The sequence below is a fragment of the Streptomyces zhaozhouensis genome (genome assembly GCF_900230195.1).
GTDB classification, from domain to species: domain Bacteria; phylum Actinomycetota; class Actinomycetes; order Streptomycetales; family Streptomycetaceae; genus Streptomyces; species Streptomyces zhaozhouensis.
Genome location: NZ_OCNE01000006.1, coordinates 1 through 19,786, shown reverse-complemented (window position 1 = coordinate 19,786; position 19,786 = coordinate 1). Strand labels below are relative to the sequence as shown.

At 74.9% G+C, this 19,786-nt stretch carries 13 protein-coding genes and 1 riboswitch; of the genes, 8 read left to right on the top strand and 5 right to left on the bottom strand.

All coding sequences use genetic code 11. From position 1 onward, the window contains the following. Nucleotides 1–299 precede the first annotated feature (299 nt). The 4 genes from CRP51_RS11075 to CRP51_RS11060 all read left to right on the top strand — a co-directional run bounded on the left by CRP51_RS11075 (nucleotide 300) and on the right by CRP51_RS11060 (nucleotide 5,269). Nucleotides 300–1,409: a PP2C family protein-serine/threonine phosphatase gene (locus tag CRP51_RS11075; protein WP_170970515.1), complete on the top strand. Its 1,110-nt coding sequence runs from the start codon at nucleotides 300–302 to the stop codon at nucleotides 1,407–1,409. Between the two features lie 325 nt (nucleotides 1,410–1,734). Further along, nucleotides 1,735–1,902: riboswitch (cyclic di-AMP (ydaO/yuaA leader) on the top strand. An 11-nt stretch (nucleotides 1,903–1,913) separates the two neighbouring features. Beyond that, nucleotides 1,914–3,008: a M23 family metallopeptidase gene (locus tag CRP51_RS11070; protein WP_097230931.1), complete on the top strand. Its 1,095-nt coding sequence runs from the start codon at nucleotides 1,914–1,916 to the stop codon at nucleotides 3,006–3,008. A gap of 98 nt (nucleotides 3,009–3,106) precedes the next feature. After that, a complete protein-coding gene (locus CRP51_RS11065) occupies nucleotides 3,107–4,057 on the top strand; it encodes an aldo/keto reductase (RefSeq protein ID WP_097230930.1) in 951 nt (316 codons plus the stop codon). A 186-nt stretch (nucleotides 4,058–4,243) separates the two neighbouring features. Next, a complete protein-coding gene (locus tag CRP51_RS11060; protein WP_141514576.1) occupies nucleotides 4,244–5,269 on the top strand; it encodes a tetratricopeptide repeat protein in 1,026 nt (341 codons plus the stop codon). A 38-nt stretch (nucleotides 5,270–5,307) separates the two neighbouring features. On the opposite strand, the gene CRP51_RS11055 is transcribed toward CRP51_RS11060, so the two are convergent. Both CRP51_RS11055 and trmB read right to left on the bottom strand, forming a co-directional pair. Beyond that, the gene (locus CRP51_RS11055; protein WP_170970514.1) at nucleotides 5,308–6,450 is read right to left on the bottom strand and encodes a PrsW family intramembrane metalloprotease; all 1,143 of its coding nucleotides are present in this window, start codon (nucleotides 6,448–6,450) and stop codon (nucleotides 5,308–5,310) included. 142 nt (nucleotides 6,451–6,592) lie between these two features. Then, on the bottom strand, nucleotides 6,593–7,318 hold the full coding sequence (gene trmB, locus CRP51_RS29460) for a tRNA (guanosine(46)-N7)-methyltransferase TrmB (RefSeq protein ID WP_099459300.1): 726 nt from the start codon (nucleotides 7,316–7,318) through the stop codon (nucleotides 6,593–6,595). Nucleotides 7,319–7,513: 195 nt separating this feature from the next. On the opposite strand from trmB, the gene CRP51_RS29950 reads away from it, so the two are divergent. Continuing rightward, nucleotides 7,514–8,923: an outer membrane protein assembly factor BamB family protein gene (locus CRP51_RS29950; protein WP_141514575.1), complete on the top strand. Its 1,410-nt coding sequence runs from the start codon at nucleotides 7,514–7,516 to the stop codon at nucleotides 8,921–8,923. 61 nt (nucleotides 8,924–8,984) lie between these two features. Here CRP51_RS29950 and CRP51_RS11045 read toward each other — a convergent pair whose 3' ends face one another. Beyond that, entirely contained in the window at nucleotides 8,985–10,394 is a 1,410-nt protein-coding gene (locus CRP51_RS11045) for an NsdA family TPR-like regulatory protein (protein ID WP_097230927.1), read from the bottom strand. A 620-nt stretch (nucleotides 10,395–11,014) separates the two neighbouring features. Between CRP51_RS11045 and CRP51_RS11040 the strand changes: the two genes are divergently transcribed. After that, entirely contained in the window at nucleotides 11,015–13,087 is a 2,073-nt protein-coding gene (locus tag CRP51_RS11040) for an asparagine synthase-related protein (protein WP_097230926.1), read from the top strand. 18 nt (nucleotides 13,088–13,105) lie between these two features. Here CRP51_RS11040 and CRP51_RS11035 read toward each other — a convergent pair whose 3' ends face one another. Together CRP51_RS11035 and CRP51_RS11030 are read right to left on the bottom strand one after the other, a co-directional pair. Beyond that, nucleotides 13,106–14,875: a sigma-70 family RNA polymerase sigma factor gene (locus tag CRP51_RS11035; RefSeq protein WP_097230925.1), complete on the bottom strand. Its 1,770-nt coding sequence runs from the start codon at nucleotides 14,873–14,875 to the stop codon at nucleotides 13,106–13,108. Nucleotides 14,876–15,100: 225 nt separating this feature from the next. Next, entirely contained in the window at nucleotides 15,101–15,862 is a 762-nt protein-coding gene (locus CRP51_RS11030) for a TetR/AcrR family transcriptional regulator (RefSeq protein ID WP_097230924.1), read from the bottom strand. A gap of 337 nt (nucleotides 15,863–16,199) precedes the next feature. Between CRP51_RS11030 and CRP51_RS11025 the strand changes: the two genes are divergently transcribed. Further along, nucleotides 16,200–17,672, top strand: coding sequence for an NAD(P)/FAD-dependent oxidoreductase (locus CRP51_RS11025; RefSeq protein ID WP_097230923.1), 1,473 nt, complete (start codon nucleotides 16,200–16,202; stop codon nucleotides 17,670–17,672). 112 nt (nucleotides 17,673–17,784) lie between these two features. Further along, nucleotides 17,785–19,485: an ATP-binding SpoIIE family protein phosphatase gene (locus CRP51_RS11020; protein WP_097230922.1), complete on the top strand. Its 1,701-nt coding sequence runs from the start codon at nucleotides 17,785–17,787 to the stop codon at nucleotides 19,483–19,485. Nucleotides 19,486–19,786: the final 301 nt, after the last annotated feature.

Below are 19,786 nucleotides of genomic sequence, written 5' to 3'. Positions count from 1 at the left end.
GCGCCGGGGACGACCGGAAATGCTGGCCCTGGCAGCGCGGCGCTGCCGTCGCGTGGGGACAGCAGGGGGCCCGATGAGGCGGTACGGGAGGTGGCCAACGGTGGGTTCTGGGGTGCCCGCTCGGCGCTCCCGGGGCGTGTGGCGGCGGATACGCGGCGATCGGCCGGCCATCGCCTGATCAGCGCATCGGTGCCGCGCGGCCGCAGAGGGGCCGTGCCATGGCGCGGCCGGGCTGCTGGGGCCCGGCCGCGCCGCGGGGCGCGGTCGCGGGGGGTGCGCGCCGTGCGCACAGTGGGAGAGTGCGGAGCAAGGGTCCCGGTACTGCGTGGTGGCGGCTCTATCCCGTCGTGCCCGGGGCGCTGCTGGTGGTCGGGGGAGTGCTCGACTTCGTGACGCCGCCGCACGTCACCCTCACCCCCTTCTATGTCGCCGCGCCGATCGCGGCGGCACCCGTGCTGTCGTTCGGGGCGACGGCGGTCTACTCGGTGCTGGCGACGCTGCTGGTCGTCTTCGAGGTGGCGAGGATCACTCCCAACGGCCCCGAGGCGCCGGTGAAGATCGGCACCGTGGCGCTGATGGGCCTCTTCGCTCTCTTTCTGAACCGCCTGCTCGCCCGCAGGGACGCGCGCGTGGCCTCCGCGCGGCGGATCGCCGAGACCGTGCAGCGCGCGGTGGTGCCCGAACCACCCGAGCGCGTCGGGCCCCTGCGGGTCTCCGCGCGCTACCGGGCCGCCCAGCGGAACGCGCTGATCGGCGGCGACCTCTACTCCCTGCGGGAGACCCCCCACGGTGTGCGGATGCTGGTCGGGGACGTGCGGGGGAAGGGGCTCGGCGCCACGGAGGTGGTGGCGGTGCTGCTGGGGGCGTTCCGCGAGGCAGCCGAGAGCGAGGTGGAGCTGGGCGAGGTGGCGGCGCGGATGGAGGACACCCTGATCCGCGAGCGCCACAACCGCCCGGACCTGGAGTCCAACGAGGGGTTCACCACCGCCGTTCTCGTCGAGCTCACCGAGGGCCCTCCGCTGCGGCTGCGCCTGATCAACCGGGGGCACCCCCCGCCGGTGCTGCTCGGCCCCGGCGGCGAGGCGCGCTATCTCGCCGCCGAGACGGCGCTGCCGCTGGGCCTGCGGGAGTTGGAGGCGCACCGCGACCAGGCGACCACGGCGGACTTCCCGCCCGGGGCGCATCTGCTGCTGTACACGGACGGACTGAGCGAGGCCAGGGACGCGGAAGGCGTCTTCTACGACCCGCTGGCGCGCCTCGGGGACCGTCGCTTCCCGACGCCCAGGGCGCTGCTGGACTGGCTGCTCGACGACGTGACGGCGCACAGCGGGGGCGGTCTCAAGGACGACCTGGCGCTGCTGGCCGCCCAGTCCTCGGTCGCCAACGCGCCCCGGACGTCCACGGCTTGAGCACGTTGACCGGCGTCCGGAGGGCAACGGACCCTCGACTGCCGCGAGTTGACCGGGGCCGGGACGGTGTCCCGGCCGCCCCACGCGCCCCAGGGGTGTCACCGAGGGTGCAAGGAGGGTGCCCCTGCGATAACAATTGACGCACCGTCAGGATGCGACTCCGCCCACACTGGTTTGAAATTTTGCCCGTTTTGCAGGAGTTGGTAGGCGATGGTCCCGCCGCCGCCCGTGGGTTTTTCCCGGCAGCACTTGGAATCCAGCGGTCCCGTCTATTAACGTTCGATAACGCAGCGCGGTAGTCACCCCCGCCGCCAGAGGCGGGGCCGCGTCGCAATCGCCGAATCCGGCGCGTGCGCCACCAACGCACCGAAGGAACCGGGGAACCACCACTTGGGGTGAATCGGACGGCCGGGGGGAGACCGCCAGCCGCTCGTAGGAGACCTTCCTGCTCCGAACCCGTCAGCTAACCCGGTAGGTGAGAGGGAAGGAAAGGAGAACGCCCCTGTGGCGTCGAACCGGCACGCCTCCGTGGACTCCCTGGACGCCCCGCCACGGGAGCGCACCACCCCCCCGGAGGACGGATACGGCACCTATGCCGCCTCCTACGGGACCCACCCCACGTACTACGGCCCCCGGGTCACCGAGGACGAGCCCCGCCCCGAGTGGAACCCGGGCGAGGAGACCCTCCGCCCGGTCCGCGGCCGGCACCGCGTAGCCCGCCAGCGCGGCGGCACCATCGCCCGCAGCAGGGCCGTGCTCGGCGTGGGCGTCATCGCCGCCGTCGGCGCGGGTGGCATGGCCACCGCCAACGAGGAGGGCGCCGGCTCGGTCCCCGGCATGGGCGGCGCCGTCGACCACGTCGCCGAACTGCCGCTGCTGGGGGCGCTCGTCTCCACCGGCGACGACGCGGCGACCACCTCCGTCTTCACCACGGCCGGCCTCACCGAGAGCGAGGTCGCCTCCGGGCGTGCCGACGCCGGCGAGGCGCTGCGGGCGCGCATCCTCCAGCAGGCCGACCAGCAGGAGGCCAGCGCCGAGACCCAGGCGCGCTCCGAGGCCGTGACCCAGGCGCGGACCGCCGCCGCCGAGCGGGCCGCGGAGCAGGCCGAGGCCGAGCGGGTCGCCGAGGAGGAGCGGCAGCGCGCCGAGGAGGAGGAGCGGCAGCGGCAGGAGGAGGAGCGGCGCCTGGCCGAGCTGCGCGCCAGCTACTCCGTGCCGGTCAGCGGCTACCGCCTCACCTCCGGCTTCGGCGAGAGCGGCTCCATGTGGCAGTCGACGCACACGGGCACCGACTTCGCCGCCTCCACCGGCACCCCGGTGAAGAACGTGCACACCGGCACGGTCAAGGAGGCCGCCTGGGCCGGCTCCTACGGTTACCGGATCATCGTCGAGCAGGAGGACGGCAACGAGGTCTGGTACTGCCACCTCTCCTCGATGAGCGTCTCGGCCGGCGCGGAGGTCACCACCGGTGACGTCATCGGCCGGGTCGGCTCCACGGGCAACTCCTCGGGCCCCCACCTCCACATGGAGGTGCGTCCCTCGGGCGGCGACGCGATCGACCCGCTGAGCTGGCTCCGGGGCAAGGGCCTGTCCGTCTGACGGGCCCCCACTGACGGCCGGCGGCTCTGGCGGCGCCCCCCGACGCCAGGGCCGCCGGTCCCTCTTGTGTCACGGACGGTGCGTGAGATGCTCACGCCATGACGGCTACGACACGCGCCGTGGGCGCGCTCCAGGTCTCCCCGCTCTGCCTCGGGGGCAACGTCTTCGGCTGGACGGCCGACGAGGCCCAGTCGTTCACGGTTCTCGACGCCTACGTGGACGGCGGCGGCAACCTCGTGGACACCGCCGACAGCTACAGCTCCTGGGCGCCGGGCAACCCCGGCGGCGTATCGGAGACCGTCATCGGCCGCTGGCTGGCCCGCCGCGGCCGGCGGGACGACGTGCGGGTGGCGACGAAGGTCGGGGCGCACCCCGACTTCAAGGGGCTCTCCCGGGAGAACATCCACCGTGCCGCCGACGCCTCGCTCGCCCGCCTCGGCGTCGACCACATCGACCTGTACTACACGCACTTCGACGACGAGTCGGTGCCCGTCGAGGAGATCGTCACCGCCCTCGACGAGCTGGTGACCGCCGGCAAGGTCAGGGAGATCGCCGTCTCCAACATCTCGACCGAACGCCTCACCGCCTCCCTGGAGTTCTCCCGCGACGCCGGCAAGGCCCGGTACGTCGCCATCCAGCCGCACTACAACCTGGTCTCCCGCGACACCTACGAGGGCGAGCGGCAGCGGATCGCCTCCGAGTGGGGGCTCGCCGCGCTCCCCTACTGGTCGCTGGCCGCCGGCTTCCTCACCGGCAAGTACCGGCCGGGGGTCGAGGTCGCCAGCGAACGCGCCGGTGGCGCGGCCCGGCACCTGGAGACGGAGCGCGGGCGGCGCGTGCTCGCCGCCCTGGACGAGATCGCGGCGGCGCGGGGCGTCGCGCCGGCGACCATCGCCCTGGCGTGGCTGCTGGCGCGGCCGACGGTCGTGGCGCCGATCGCCAGCGCGCGGACGCTGGAGCAGCTGAAGCCGCTGCTGACCGTCAACGAGCTGACCCTCACGGAGGCGGAGGTCGAACACCTCACCCGCGCGAGCGGAACACCTCTCTGACGGGTGCGGCCACCGTGCCGGGCGGCCGAGCCGGGCGCCGGGGCGCGCGGGACAGCGCCCCGGAGGCGCTCGGCGCCCAGCGCCGGAGGGGCCGGTGCCCAGCGCCGAAGGCGATTTCGCCAACGTTCACCTTCCCGGCACCCGGGAGCAACGCGCGCGGGGGGAACGGGCGGGAAGGTCGCGACCATGAAGGCCATCAGAAGGTCAAGGGACGTCGGAAGGTCGCAGGGCACGCACCGGACGGGCGCCTGGCCGGGCAGCGTGGCGCGGGCGGAGGACCTCTTCGCCGGCTGCGTCCGGGAGTGCGCCGGATTTCTGAGCCGCGGGGTCCTGGGCGAGGCAGCCCCGGAGACCGGCCGGCTGGTCGCCGCCATCGGGGAGCTGGTGCGCGAACGGGCCGAGGTCGAGCCGTGCCCCGACCGATCCTTCGCGGCGCTGCTGCGCGCCGGGGAGGCCGCGATACCCGCCGGTCAGGTGCGCCTGGCGCGCCGCCTCGCGGACGCGGCGGTCGCGCTGCGCACCCGCTCGGGCGACGCCTGGCTGCTGCGGGGGCGCGCGCTCTCCGCCGACGGGCGCCTCGGCGAGGCCAGCGACGCCTACCGCCGTCACCGCGCCCTCGCCGAGCCGGATGCCTCGGCGCAGGCGCCGCTGGCGCTGGCCCCCGAGCCGATGACGGTCGACGGCCTGCGCGCGTGGCTGGCCGGGCGGAGCGTCTGCGTGGTGGGCGGCGGCGAGGCCGTCGCCGCCGGCGGGCTCGGCTCCCGGATCGACGGCTACGACCTGGTGATGCGGCTCGACTCGCACGTGCCGCACCCGTCGGGCACCGGCGAACGCACCGACCTGCACGCCGTCTCCCACGCCAGCGTCGGCCCCGGCTGGCGACGCCGCGCGGAGGTGCGGCTGGTCTTCGGCGAACGCCCCGAGCAGTGGGCCGAGGCGGTCAGCCTGCGGCTGGTGCCCGGCGCGCAGAGCTTCCTCGGCGACCGTTCGCTCAGCCACCCGGTGCGTGACCCCGCGCTGCTCGGCGAACCCCGTTGGGCCACCGACCCCACCACCGGTTTCTCCTTGCTGCGGCTGCTGGACCACCTCGACGTCAATCCGACGATCGACGTCGTCGGCCTGGCGCTCCCCGGCCAGTTGCGCCCGGAGGAGCACCACTGGCTGCGGACCCGCGCCACCTCGGGCGAGGGACTGGTCACCAGCCTGCGCTGACCCGCCGCCCCGCGCCCCGGTTCGCGCGGGGCGCGCGTTCAACGCCGGTGCGCCTGCTGCGCGCCGGCGTTCTCGCGCGCCGTGGCCAGGGTGGTGGGGGACGCGAACTCCCGGTGTTTCCACAGGGTGTGGAGAAGGGTGCGCTCCTGCGTCGCGAAGTCGCGCGGGACCCGGCCCCGGGTCGCCTCGCCGCGCAGCCCGGCCAACTCCGTGGCCGCGCGCTGGTAGTCGGCGAGCGCCCGCGCGCCGGCCGCACCGCGCGCCCGGCGCGCGGCCCTGCGCGCCCTCGCCCGCCCACCGGGCGAACCGAGCGCCGACGGTTCGCCTGGCGCGAGCCAGCCGGCCGCCACATAGTGGTTCAACACGCGTCGCAGCGCGCGCAGTTCACGCCGCCGCACGGTCAGTGCCACCCAGCAGAGCGCGGCCAGCACCGGGATCATCAGCAGCAGATAGACCGCGCTGAAGCGGAAGAAGCTCAGCGAGGTCGACGCGTTCCACAGCGAGTGCAGCGCCATCGCCAGGCCGAGCCCCACCAGCGGCAACGCCAGCCGCCAGCGGCCCAGCCGCGGTCCCAGGACCACCGCGAGCCCGAAGCCGAGCCCGGCCAGCCCGCTGAAGAGCGGGTGCGCGAACGGCGCCAGCACCATCCGCACCACGAACGTCACCACCGTCGCCGAGTCCCAGAGCCCCCACACGCCGAGCCGCTGGTCCTGCGCGAAGGCGTTGCCCAGATAGAGGATGTTCTCGGTGAACGCGAAACCGGCGGCCGCGCAGCCGGCCACCGCCAGCCCGACCAGCACCCCGTGGCCGCGCGGCGTCCCGCGCAGCCAGAACACCAGCAGCGCCCCCGCCTTCGCCGCCTCCTCCACCATCGGCGCGATCACGGTCAGTTGGAGGGTGTCGGGCTGCGAGGGCGCCAACCGCGCCGGCTCGCCCGAGAGCCACTGGATGAGCAGCCCGTTGGCCGTCAACGCGATCAGCGTCGCCACACAGGCGCCCCAGCCGAACGCGAACAGCCACGCCCCCGGGCTCAGCGGAGCGACCGCGCGCAGCCAGCGCGCGGCCAGCACCACGAACGGCAGCGGCAGCGTCGCCAGGCCGAACCCGACCAGAAACCCGCCGGTGCCCGTCTCGTCGTGGATCACCGCGCCGACCACCAGCGCGCACAGGGACAGCAGCACGCAGACGACCAGAGCGGGAGGGCGGCGGGCGCCGAGAAATGGGGGGAGCGAGAGGCGCACCCCATGACCCTACGGCCTGTTCCCGACCCGGGGCAGTCCCGAAGTCGTCAACCGGCCTGTCCCGCGCCGCTCCCCGCCGCCCTCAGGGCAGCCGGCGGAAGACGAGGTCGCGGACGCGGTGGCCCTTGGCCAGGCCCTGCCGCTCGAAGCGGGTCAGCGGACGGTGTGCCGGCCGGGGGGCGAAGCCGCCGTCGGGGGCGGTGTTCGCGAACCCCTCGTGGCCGTTCAGCACCTCCAGCATCCACTCCGCGTAGGGCTCCCAGTCCGTCGCGCAGTGGAACGTCGCCCCGGGCGCCAGCCGTTCGGCGGCCAGTTCGACGAACGCGGGCTGGATCAGCCGCCGCTTGTGGTGCCGCGTCTTCGGCCAGGGGTCGGGGAAGAAGACCCGCAGCCCGGCCAGCGCACCGGCCGGCAGCATGTCGCGGAGCAGCAGGATCGCGTCCCCGTTGGCGACCCGCACGTTGTCGAGGCCGGCCTGGTCGGCCAGGCGCAGCAGGTTGCCCTGGCCCGGGGTGTGCACGTCGGCGGCGAGCACCCCGGTCGCGGGGTCAGCGGCGGCCATCGCGGCGGTCGCCTCGCCCATGCCGAAGCCGATCTCCAGCACGACGGGCCGGCCGTCGAATAGTTCGCCCAGGTCGAGAGGGGTGCGGCCGTCGATCTCCACCCCCCAGCGCGGCCACAGCCGCAGCAGCGCCTGCCGCTGCGCGTGGGTGACCCGGCTGCGCCGGGGCTGGAAGCTGCGGATGGCCCGCTCGGTCGGCCCGCCCTCGGTCGGGTCGGCGGCGGGGCCGACGCCGGGCGGGAACATGCGGGGTCGCGCGTCGGCGGAGACGGCGGACGGCGCGCTGGCGGGTTCGGACAGTGAATCGGACACAGTGCCTTCGATGGTACGGCGCACCGGAACCGCGCGGGCGGCGAGGAACGTCGGACCCAGAAGGCGGGCGTCGAACCGGCCGTGACGCCCCCGCGCGCGACGGCGCGCGGGGGCGCCGACGACATCCACGTGACGGGGGGAGCAACGGTGGCGGACGGCGAGGACCGCATAGGACTGGTGGCCACCGTCGGCGTGGTGCTGCTGGCGCTGCTCACCGTCTCGGTGGTGGTGCTGACCCGCCAGGACGGCGACGCCGTCGAGGCCGAGGAGACGGCGAACCCGCCGGAGGAGCGGCCGACGCCCCCCGAGGAGCTGGCCAGGCTCTGGGCGGCGCCGGCCGTGTTGGCGCCGGTGAGCGGGGCGGACGCCGACGTGATCCGGGTCTGGCCGCACGACGAGACGGTGACCGTCGTGACGGCACGGGCGGTGCGCGGCTACCGGACCGTGGACGGCCGCGAGACCTGGGACGCCGACGCGCCGCCCGGCGCCGGCGCCCCGTGCGCCGCCGCGCCCCGCGCCAACGCCGCAGGCGAGGGCGCCGTGCTCTACGAGGGCGCGGACGGCGGCTGCTCGGTGCTGGCCCTGGTGGACGGCGAACGGGGCGAGCTGCGCTGGTGGCGGCAGTTGGCCGCGGGCGAGGAGCCGGCCGGGGCGGCCGGCGTGACCGTCACCGTCGGCCCCGAGACGGTCTCCGTCGGCCTGTCGGGGGACGGCGCGCCCGAGGCGTTCCACCGGCTGGCCGTCGCGGACGGCGCGACGCTGCCGCTGCCCCGGCCGCCCGAGCGGGCCGAGGCGGAGTGCCGGCCGGAGCTGCGGCAGCCGGTGGCCGTCCGGCAGCGCGGCAACCGGCTGCTGGTGCTCAGCCAGTGCCGGGGCACCCCCGGCAGCAGGGAGCTGAGCGTGCACGACGCCGACTCCGGCGACTGGGAGTGGAGCCACGAGACGGCGCCGGGCGCCGGTCTCGACCTGCGCGAGGTGGTGGCGGGCGACCCGGTGCTGCTCGTCGAGGGGCGGGACGCGGAGGCGGGGCTGGTCGCCTACGGCGAGACCGGGCAGGAGCTGTGGCGCCTGCCGCTGGGCTCCGCCGGCGGGGAGCGAGCGCGGGAAGGCGACGGGGAGGGCCCGCCGGTTCCCGGGCCGCTGGCCGGGGAGCACTCCGTCGTGGCGGGAGAGACGCTGGTGACCCGCTACCAGCCGGCACCGGGCGCCGAGGTCCCGGCGGACGTCTGGCCGCTCGCCGGCTACGAGCTGGCCACGGGCGAGCAGCGGTGGACCACCGAACTGACCGCCGGCACGCAGTTGTTGGGCCTGGACGAGACGGGCGAGCCGCTGCTCGCCGAGCCGACGGACGGGGACCTGCTGCGGGTGCGGACGCTGGACCCCGCCACGGGCGAGATCTCGGCGGGCGACTCGGTCGCGCTCTCGCCGGACCGCGCCTACGACCGCCAGTTCGCCGCGTTCGACGAGAACCAGCTCTATCTGCTCACGGCCCTGGCCACCCCGACCCCGAAGCTGCGCCTCCACGCCTACGAACGGTGACCGTCCGAAACGCCTCGGACCCCCGGAGGGCCAGCGGTCTGTGCCGGTGTCATGTGCCCGGTCATGCCGGAGTGGCAAGGAGCGGGCGAGCTTGCTCCTGAAGCTCTTTGACCAGCGGCTCGTCACCGTACGGAGCCAGCCGGTGCAGCAGGTTGCGGACATAGTCCGTCGTCCGGGCCGAGGATATCCGCCCGGCCACCTGCACCGCGCGGGAACCGGCGGCGCACGCCGCGTCCAGGTTCCCCGACTCCAGCTCGGCGACGGCCGCCACCACCAGCCGCAGCCCGTGCGAGCGCACGAACTCCTCCGTCGGCTCGGAGAGCGCCTGCTCGGTGAAGTGCCGCACCTGGCCCGGCACCTTGAGGTCGATGTAGCACTCGGCGGCGTCGGCGGCCAGCCGGTCGTGGGCGTAGAAGTCGAGCCAGCCCGGGTCGCCGTCGCCCTCCCGGGAGCGCTCCAGCCAGCTCTCCGCCGCCGACAGCGCGGCGCCGCAGCCCGGCGCGTCGTGCGCCTTGGCCAACGCCCGCGCCTCCACCAGGTGGAAGAAGCTCATGGTCCGCGCCGTCGCCACCGAGCGGTTCCGCTCCAGCGCCGCCTGCGCCAGGTCGACCCCCTCGTCCGCGAAGCCGCGGTAGGTCGCCTGGAGCGACATCGACGCCAGCACATAGCCCCCGAGCGGCACGTCGGCCGCCGCCCTGGCCAGCCGCAGTGCCTGGATGTAGTACCGCTGCGCGGCCTCCTGCTGCCCGGTGTCGAACGCCATCCACCCGGCCAGCCGCGTCAGCTCCGCCGTCGCCCGGAAGAGCGAGCGGCCCACGTCGTCCGCGTAGCTGCCGAGCAGCAGCGGCGCCGCGTCCGTGCGCAGGCACTCCGGCACCATCGACGAACGCCAGTCGCCGCCGCCGTACTTGGAGTCCCAGCGCCTGGCCTCCTCGGCCGCCTCGCGCAGCTTGGAGACGTCCGTGTGCCCGACGCGGCCGGCGGCGGCCGGCCCCTGCGCGGGGGTGGCCCGACCGACATAGGCGTCGGCGGGGGTGATCAGCCACCGCGAGACCGGGGTGGCGTACGCGGCGACGGTGAAGGATCCCGCCAGCGACTGCCAGATGCCTTTGCCGGGGGCAACATCGAGGCGGTACAACTCCATCGCCGAGTCGACGGCCCCGCGCACGTCGCGCGGAAAGGCCAGCCCGACCTCGGGGGCCGGGTCCGTGTCCGCCAGGCCGATCTCGTGCAGCGGGACCCGGCGTCCCAACTTGCTGCTGATGGCCGCCGCGATCAGATGCGGGGCGGCCCCCTGGGGGATCATCCCCTTCGTCACCCATCGGGCCACCGATGTCTTGTCGTAGCGCAGCGTCAAGCCCCGCTGCGCCCCGAGGTCGTTGACCCGACGGGCCAGCCCGGCGTTACTGATCCCCGCGAGGGCGAGAACCGCGCCCAGCTTCTCGTTCGGCCCGCGTTGCTCCCTGGACATGCGCGCACCCCTGACACACCAACGGCAGCCCCACGACCAGCGCAGGGCATTCCCGTGCCTCCGCGAACCCAGCGTAGTTCGCCGCCTGCTCACCGTTAAGGGGGTGGATGCCGGTTGGCGGGATTATGTCCGTACCCCCGTACGAGTGCCGTTCGGTCGGGGGATCGTGCTCCCGGCATGTGGCCGTGCGCCCGGGTGTGCGCTCTGGGCAGTCTCCGAGGTGAGCGCTTCCATGTTTCCGCGTGGGTCGGCCCGCTGCCCCGAAGGTCGGCGGGTCGGGGGAAGCCGTCGTCTCATTCCCCGCGGACGGCGGTGTGGTCCGGGAGACAGCCAGCGTCTCCCGGACCGCAAGCTCTCCCGACGTGCGTGACGCTTGATCAAGTAGCTTGCGGCCACGAGACTTTGGCCGAAAACAAACGCCGTCTCCGACGGCGGATCAGAGAGTGCGGCGGCCCTTCGCGGGCATCCGTCGCGTCCGAGGTAGTTCGCCACACGAGCGAACTACCTCCCCGGTATGCCCCGCATCCGCCCCTCCCATGGCAGCATTGGCCTTGACACCTACGCGACGGCACCGGTCCGCCGGGACCACAGGGCCCGAAAATTCAGTGGGGGAGGCGCCGATGCGGTGGTTGGTCGGGTGGAGCGGGGCATCCGCCAGCGCGGCCAGAGACATTCAGCCGTTGGGGGCCCAACTCCTGTGGGACGGCCCCGATCCGCTCTGGGCCGTGGGGGACTGGCGGCCCGACGAGATCCGTCTGGTCCCCGGCGACGGGGACACCCATCTCGCGGTCTTCGGCTACTGCGGCGCGGACGACGCCACCCTGCGCCGCGCGCTGGTCTCGGCGCGCGCCGGCGCGCTCCGGCAACTCACGACCTGGCCAGGCAGTTACACCGCCGTCGCCCGCTTCGGGCGGCGCACGGTGATCCCCGCGGACCTGGCCGGCAACCGCCCCGTCTTCCACACCGACTGGGCCGGCGGCACCGCCTACGCCACGGCCGCCCTGCCGCTGGCCGACCTCACCGAGGCCCAGCTGGACGTCGGCCACCTCGCCGCGCTGCTGGCCTGCCCCGAGTCGCCGGAGGCGCTCGGCGACGGCACCCCCTACGACGGCGTCAGCCGCGTCCCGCCCGGCCACGCGCTGCTGCTGCGCGAGGGCGGCAGCCGCGACATCTCCGACTACGAGCCGGCCCCGTCCCTGGTCGTCGCCGCGCCCCCGCTGGAGCGCGAGGCGGCGGTCGCCGGGGTGCGGGAGGCGCTGGTCGAGGCTGTCCGCACCCGGCTCGCCGCGCCCCGGCACGCACCCGCCAGGGACGCGGGCCCGGTGCCCGGCATGGGCCCCGCCGACCGCAGGGCCGCCCGTTCAGGACCCGACCCGGCGCCCGGCGTCGGCGCCGACCTCTCCGGCGGCAGCGCCTCGGCCACCCTGGCGCTGCTCGCCGCCGGCCTGCCGGGGATGCCGGGCACGGTGTACGGCACCGGCGCGACCCAGGCCGGCGAGCGCCTGCTCGCCGTCACCTTCAACGACCTGCCGCAGCTCGCGGGACCCGCCGCCGCCGCGCGCGCCGCCGAGCTGGAACGCGCCCGCGCCATAGGGGAGAACCCGCGCCTCCACCACGTGGTGGTCGCCGGCGGCGACGACGCGCTGCCCTTCGGCGACCTGGAGTCCGGCACGCTCACCGACGAGCCGGGCCCCTCCCTGGTCGTCGCCGCGGGCCACCGCCACCGGCTCTCCGCCGGCAGCGCCGACCACCTCATCGGCAACGGCGCCAGGGAGGTGCTGGACGCCCACCCCGCCCGCCTCGCCGACCTGGTGCTGGACCGCCGCAGACGCCATCTGCTGCGCCCGGCCACGGCGTTGGCCAAGGCCGCCGGCGGGGGCGGCCGTTCGGTGCTCGTCCCCTTCACCGTCTACCGCGCCGCCCGCCGGCTGGCCCGCACCCCGTACCACGAGGGGCTGAGCAGCGCGGCGGTGCTGTTGCGCCAGCCGCTCGACGAGACCCGGTCCGCCGACGGCGCGTTGGGCGCCTCGCTCGCCGCGCTGGCCTGGTGCCGGCCGGGACCGGCGGCCCGCTGGCTGACGGGGGAGGCGCTCGCGGAAGTATCGATTCGGCTCGACGCGGTCGCCGCGAGCCCCCGCAGCGCGATGATGGCCGGCCGCCCCGGGGTGCGCAGGGCCCGCGCCGCGCTCGCCCGGCACGCCGCCGACCAGCGGGTCTTCGAGCAGGCCACCGAGCTGCGCCACCAGCGGCTGCACGCGCCGTTCTACGACAACCAGGTGGTCCGCGCCTGCCAGGCGCTGCCCGAGAGCGTCCGCGTCCAACCCGGGGCGCGTGCCGACGTGTTGCGTACCGTGCTGGAAGGCGCCGGGGTCCGCGACCTCCCCTCGGGCTGGGGCGCGACCGGCGCCACCGCCCACCACGAGACCCTGCGCGCCGGGCTCACCACCCATGTCGGGCCGCTCGTCGACCTGTTCGACGCGCCGCTGCTCGCCGACGCGGGCCTCGTCGAGGCCCGCGTCGTCCGCAAGGCGCTGCGCGCCGCCTCCCAGGGCGAGTCGCTGGCGCTCGACGGCCTGGCCGAGCTGGTCTCCGTCGAGCTGTGGCTGCGCCGTCTGCTGCTGCGGCGCGGCTCCTGCTGGACCACCGAGGGCCACCACGACCCGCGCGCGGTCACCAGCGGCGTCACGCCCTGACGTGCGGGCACGCGGCGGTCAGCCGCAGACGATCCGGCTCTCCGCCCAGTCCGCCAGGGCCAACGCGCCCAGCGCGCCCCGGGGTTCGACGTCCAGCCGCAGCTCGCTCACGCCGTTCAGCGGAACGGTCAGCGGCACCGCCGGCTCCCCGGCGGCGATCTCCGGGGAGCGCCACAGCTCGGCGCCGTCCCCGTGCACCGAGAACACGGCCGCGCCGATCCCCTGGCTCAGGTCGTCGATGCCGACCAGTGCCGAGTAGCTCAGGCAGCTGTCGTTCAGGTCGATGACCACCGAGGACGAGGCCGGGACGGTCACCCCGTGCGGATGCTCGACGCCGCCGACGCTCAGCCGTTCCCGCTGCCAGATCGGGGTGCTGTCGGCCAGCCGCACGGTGGGCTCGTCCTGCGCGCCCCACACGTCGAAGGCCAACTCGTGCAGCTCGTACGGCCGGGCGGGTTCGGGCTCGGGTTCCGGCTCGGGCTCGGGCTCGGGTTCCGGCTCCGGTTCCGGCTCGGGTTCCGGTTCGGGTTCCGGCTCTGGTCCGGGTTCGCTGGGGGGCGGCGTCGGCTCGGGCTCCGGTTCGGGTTCCGGTTCGGGTTCGGGTTCCGGTTCCGGTTCCGGCGTCGGCTCCGGCTCTGGCTCGGGGGGCGGCTCCGGTGCCGGCTCCGGCTCGGGGGCGGGCGCGGCCGGCGGCTTGGCGTCCGCCGCCTCCGGCGGGGCCTTCGGCTCCGGCTCGCCACCCATCATGGCCAGCGCCAGGGCCGCCGCCACCGCCGTCGCCACCACCCCGGAGACGACGCCCGCCTTGACCGGCGCCCCCAGCCCCTCGCTCGCCGCGCCCGCACCGCCGCTCGTGCCGGCACCGGCCGCACCCGCACCCGCGCCGGCGCCCGCCGCGCCCGACCAGAGCAGCCCGCCCTTCGCGCCCGCGTCGGCGGCGAACCACCCCACGAACGCGACCGGCAGCAGCGACCCGATGTTCTCGTTGATCGCCCGTACCTCGACGGCGGCCGACGCGCAGCGCTGGCACTCCTCCAGATGACGGCGGAGCCCGCGCTCCGCCCGAATGCGCAGCCCGCCCCGGGCATAGGCCCCGAGCCGCTCCGCGTAGCTCGCGCACTCGCCGCCCTCGGTCAGCGTCCGGCTCACGTGCTCCTGGAGGAACGCCTGCCGCAGCCCCTCGCGCGCCCGATGCGCCAGCACCGCCGTCGCGTTCGGCGTCAGCCCCAGCAGCGGCGCCACCTCGCGCGGCGACGCCTCCTCGACCGCGGTGTGCCACAGCACCGTCTGCCAGCGCTCCGGCAACGAGCGGAACGCCCGCACGGCCATGCTGCGTTCGGCCTCGCGCATCGCCCGCACCTCGGCCGGCGACTCCTCGGCGCCCGGACGCCCGTCCCTGGTCGCCGCGTCGGAGAGCGCGAACACCGCGAAGTCCTCGACCAGTTGCTCCCGGCGCGTGGTCCGCGCCCACTCGGCCGCGACCCTCCGCACCGAGGTCAACAGGTAGGCGCGCACGGCCGTCCGCGGCCCGGCGCCGCCCCGCACGGCCTGAAGGGTCGCGGCGAACACCTCGTTGGTCAGGTCGTCCGCCGTGTCCGCGTCCCGGCAGCAGGTGCGCGCATACCGGCGCACGGAGTCGGCGTGGCGCCGGTACAGCTCGTCGTACGCCCCCGGCTCGCCCCGACGCATCCGGTCGATCAGCGCGAGGTCGGCCGTCCCCGAGCGCTCCTCACGCTGGCGGGGCACGGTGGACTCCTCGGAGAGTTCGCTCCGACCGTCAAAGTCCATGGGACCGGCCCCCGTTGTTCTCGTGGCTCCCGCGCTGTCTACGCGGGTGTCAGCACCGACGACAGGCTGCCATGACCGCAACCCGGGGAGGAGAGGGCACCCCACAAACCACCCTTTCGGGCGGTGTACAGGGCGCCCTCGCCGTTCAACGGGCGCGCGCCCGCCGGGGCTTCCCCCCGCGCACGCGCCGCGCACGCGCCGCGCGCGGCACCCGCGTCCCCCCGGTCAGCCCTCGCCGGGACGCAGCCCCTGGAGCAGTATCTCCAACAGCCGCGCCTCGGCCGCCGTCTGCCGTGCGGGATCGTCCAGCCGCGGCGGCGTCGTCGCTATCACCAACAGCAGGTCGGCCACGGTCACATCGGCGCGCAACTGCCCGGCCGCCCTGGTGCGCTCCACCAACTGCTCGACCGCCGCCAGCAGCTCGCCCGACTCGGCCGGCACCTCCTCCGCCTCGTCCGGCACCACCGCCCGCGCCGCCTCGTCCGGCACCACCGCCCGCGCCGCCTCGGCCGCCGCCTCCGGCGCCGCCGGCACCGAACGCTGCGGCGGCACCCGTTCCCCGCGCCCGCCGGCCGACAGCAGCTCGGGCGGCAGCAACCGCCCCGCGCCCGCCGCCGCCGAGCGCTGCACGAACCCGGCCAGCGCGTGCCACGGCTCGTCCTCGACGGCCAGCGCCTCCCTGGCACGCTCCGTCAGCCGCAGGGTCTCCTCGGCCGCGATGTGCCGGACCAGCGCCTCCTTGTTGGGGAACCGCCGGTAGACCGTCCCCACACCGACCCGCGCCCGGCGGGCCACCTCCTCCATCGGGGCCCCGTACCCCTGCTCGCCGAAGACGGCCCGCGCCGCGCTCAGCACATGGCGCAGATTCCGCTGCGCGTCGACCCGCAGGGGCGCCGAACGCCGCTGACCCTCCTGCCAGCGCCCGTGCACCACCAGGCTCGACTTCTCTCCGGTCTCGCGGCCGTCGGCCGACTCCTTGACACGCATGTGACCCCCCGTAGCCCACCCGCGCGTCGCGCGGCCGGGCAAGTCCTTCGAGGAAGCGGTCGATCCACTTCCCCCGTGCAACACGTCCTCGTCGGTGCTTCTGGTTCTCCGAACCTCCGACGGCACCCTAGGCCGCCCCACTGACACCCCCGTCCCTCGCCGAACGAGCCGACCCCCGCCACCAGCGCCGCGCCGCCGCGTCCCCGGCCGCACGCGCCGCGGCCGCCGGGAAACGCCCCCGAAGGAGCCCCGCGGACGCCCCGGAGAAGCCCCCCGAACGGAGACGGCCTCCGACGACCTGTGGACAAAACTCCGTCCCCCGGTGCCTCATGGTCGTGTGACCAAGCACACCGCGCACATCGTCGTGGCCGGCGGCGGCTACGTCGGCCTGTACTCGGCCCGCCGCCTCCAACGTCGGCTGCGACGCGAGCTGCGCGGCGGCGACGTCCGGATCACCGTGGTCAGCCCCGATCCCTACATGACCTACCAGCCGTTCCTTCCGGAGGCGGCGGCCGGTTCCCTCTCCCCTCGCCACGTCGTCGTTCCCCTGCGCCGGGTGCTCCCGCACTGCCGGTTCCTGCCCGGTGAGGTCGTCGGCGCCGATCCCGTGACGCGCACCGTGATGGTCCGCACGGCGGCCCAGGCCGACGCGTCCGGCGAACCCCTCCGGCTGGAATACGACGAGCTTGTGCTCGCCCCCGGTTCCATCTCACGCACCCTCCCCGTGCCCGGTCTCGCGGAACACGGCGTCGGCTTCAAGAACATCGAGGAGGCGATCGGCCTGCGCAACCATGTGCTTGAGCAACTTGACATCGCCTCTTCCACCAGGGATTCCACGGTCCGGGACGCCGCCCTGACCTTCGTCTTCGTCGGCGGCGGCTACGCCGGGGTCGAGGCCCTGGCCGAGCTGGAGGACATGGCGCGGTACGCGTGCCGTTACTACCCCAACATCCGCCCGGACGAACCACGTTGGCTGCTGGTCGAAGCGAGCGACCGGATCCTTCCCGAGGTCGGGCCCGAGATGGGCGCCCACGCGTTGCGCGAGCTTCGCGGGCGCAACATCGACGTGCGGCTCAACACCCGCCTGGTCAGCTGCGAGGACCGCGTCGCCGTCCTCGACGACGGCTCACGCCACCCGGCCCGCACCCTCGTCTGGACCACCGGCGTCAAGCCGAACCCCGTCCTCGCCGACTGCGGCGTCCCCCTCGACGAGTCCGGCCGGGTCCGCTGCGACCCCGACCTGCGGGTCACCGACGTCCCCCATGTCTGGGCCGCCGGCGACGCCGCCGCGGTCCCCGACCTCGCCGCCGCGGAGGCGGCCGAGGCAGCCGAACCAGCCGAGTCCCGGAAGGGGAAGGCCCCGAAAACCACCGCGGACAAGCCGCCGCACCCCGATGCGCCCCGCGCCCGACCCCCGCACCCCGGCGTGCGGACCCCGATGTGCGCCCCCAACGCCCAACATGCCGTCCGGCAGGCCCGCACCCTCGCCGACAACCTCGTCGCCACCCTCGGGGACCGGCCCACCACCGCCTACCGACACCGCCACGGCGGCTCCGTCGCCTCCCTCGGCCTGCACCGGGGCGTCGCACGCGTATACGGCCGGAAACTCAAGGGACTCAACGCCTGGCTGCTCCACCGCGTCTACCACCTCGGGCGGATGCCCACGGGGAACCGCAAGGCGCGCGTCCTCGCCGAATGGGCCCTTGCGGGATTGTTCAAACGTGAGATCGTCTCACTCGGCTCGCTGGAACACCCGCGGGCCGAGTTCGAGCTGGCAGCCGACCCCGACCGCCGCCGAAAGCGCCCCTGAGGCCACGCCCACGGGTCCGACCCGACCCTCGACCGTGTGACCATGGGTGGGACGCCGCTCACCCAAGAGTAAGAAGACAGACGACTCCCGGAACGAATCGGATCGGAACGCTGTGAATTTGACGCGCTGGGGAATCCGGCTGCCCGGAGCACAGCGCCGTCACGGCGCCACCGAAGGACGCTCCCCGGCACCGGCCGGCACCGGCAAGGAGCCGGCGGCCTCCGTCCCGGCGGCCAGGGCCGAGCCCCGCGAGCCGGCGGCCAGGGCCCCGTCGACCGGCGGCACGGGCGGCCCCGGCGTCGACGCCCTCGCCGTGCACGAGCTGCTCGGCCAGGTCCCCGCCCCGGTCGCCGTCGTCCACGGCCCCGACCACCGCGTCGCCTACGTCAACGAGGCGTACGCCGCGCTCTTCGGCACGCGCCAGCCGGGCGTCCCGGCCCGCGAGTCCCTCACCGAGCTGGTCGAGCTGGGCCTCCTCCCCCTGATGGACCAGGTCCAGCGCAGCGGCACCCCGCGCACCATGAAGTCCCGCAGCGTCCCCGGCGACACCCGCGACAGCCACTTCACCTTCACCTGCACCCCGATCCGCCTCACCGGCCCCGACGGCGGCGCCGCCCAGCGCGGCGTGCTGGTCTTCGCCGCGGACATCACCGACCAGGTGGTCGCCGCCGAGCGCCTCAGGGAGAGCGAGAGCGAGCAGCGCGCCGCCGCCGTCACCCTGCAACGCAGCCTGCTCCCGCAGAAGTTGGAGCAGCCGGACGACCTCAGGGTGGCCGCCGTCTACCAGCCGGGCGGCCTGGAGGCCGCCGTCGGCGGCGACTGGTACGACGTGATCACGCTCGGCGCGGGACGCACCGCCGTGGTCATCGGCGACGTCATGGGCCGCGGCGTGCGCGCCGCCGCCGTCATGGGCCAGCTCCGCACGGCCGTCCGCGCCTACGCCAAGCTCGACCTGCCGCCGCACGAGGTGCTCGGCCTCCTCGACGGCCTGGCCGCCGACATCGACGCCAGCCAGATCGCCACCTGCGTCTACGCCGTCTACGACCCCAACGAGGCCAGCCTCACCTATGCCTCGGCCGGCCACCTGCCGGCGCTGATCCGCGAGGCGGACGGCACGGTCCACCGCGTCACCGACCCGACCGGGCCGCCCCTCGGCACCGGCGGCTGGATCCACGCTTCGGGCACCGTCCCCTTCCGCCCCGGCGCGCAGGCCGTCCTCTACACCGACGGCCTGGTGGAGCGCCGCGACGCCGACATCGATGTCGGCCTCGGCGCACTGGAACGCGCGCTGGCCGGCGCCGGCGACAGCCCCGGCATCACCTGCCACCGCCTGCTGCGCGCCCTCGACATCACCGAGGACCACGACGACGACGTCGCCGTGCTCGTCCTCACCTGCCCGGAGCGCCACGGCGAGGAGGCGGACCTCTTCCGGGGCGCCGCCCTCGACCTGCTCGGCGGCATCGAGGCCGCGCCCCGCGCCCGCGCCTTCGCGGACGGGGTGCTGGCCAGTTGGCGCTTCCCCGAGGAGTTGCGGGAGTGGGGAGTGCTGGCCACCAGCGAACTCGTCGCCAACTCCCTCAAGCACGGCCGCGCCCCCATGCGCCTGCGACTGCGTCGCACCGACCGCCGACTGATCGTCGAGGTGACGGACGGGGACGAGCATCTGCCCCGCCGCCAGCAGGTGGAACCGGCCGACGAGGCGGGCCGCGGCATCGCCCTGGTGGCCACCATCGCGGCCGAGTGGGGAGCCCGCAGGCTCCCCGAGGGAGGAAAGGCGGTCTGGGCGGAGTTCGCCCTCCCCGACGCGAGTTGACGCCGTTGGGGTGACCACGTAAGGTTCCTCAAGCGCTCGTCAAGGGCGCAACTCTGCCGCCATGTGTGGCACCCACTTCGTGTGAACCTGATTCCCGGTGAGGGTCTGCTTCGGCTTGTCCGAGGTATGTCTGAATTGGGGTTCCGGAGCCCGGATTTGGAATTCGGGCGGGGTTGGTTCTAAAGTAGTGGACACAGCGAAGGGAACGCCCGGAGGGCCCTGAGAGGGGTTTGAAGGAAGCGTCCGTTCCTTGAGAACTCAACAGCGTGCCAAAAGTCAATGCCAGATTTTTGAGTTATTT

Bases quoted from the DNA above. Each gene is read 5' to 3' on its own strand.
- CRP51_RS11065 (WP_097230930.1), top strand. From the start codon at position 3,107: ATGACGGCTACGACACGCGCCGTGGGCGCGCTCCAGGTCTCCCCGCTC.
- CRP51_RS11060 (WP_141514576.1), top strand. From the start codon at position 4,244: ATGAAGGCCATCAGAAGGTCAAGGGACGTCGGAAGGTCGCAGGGCACG.
- trmB (WP_099459300.1), bottom strand. From the start codon at position 7,318: ATGTTCCCGCCCGGCGTCGGCCCCGCCGCCGACCCGACCGAGGGCGGG.
- CRP51_RS11045 (WP_097230927.1), bottom strand. From the start codon at position 10,394: ATGTCCAGGGAGCAACGCGGGCCGAACGAGAAGCTGGGCGCGGTTCTC.
- CRP51_RS11040 (WP_097230926.1), top strand. From the start codon at position 11,015: ATGCGGTGGTTGGTCGGGTGGAGCGGGGCATCCGCCAGCGCGGCCAGA.
- CRP51_RS11035 (WP_097230925.1), bottom strand. From the start codon at position 14,875: ATGGACTTTGACGGTCGGAGCGAACTCTCCGAGGAGTCCACCGTGCCC.
- CRP51_RS11030 (WP_097230924.1), bottom strand. From the start codon at position 15,862: ATGCGTGTCAAGGAGTCGGCCGACGGCCGCGAGACCGGAGAGAAGTCG.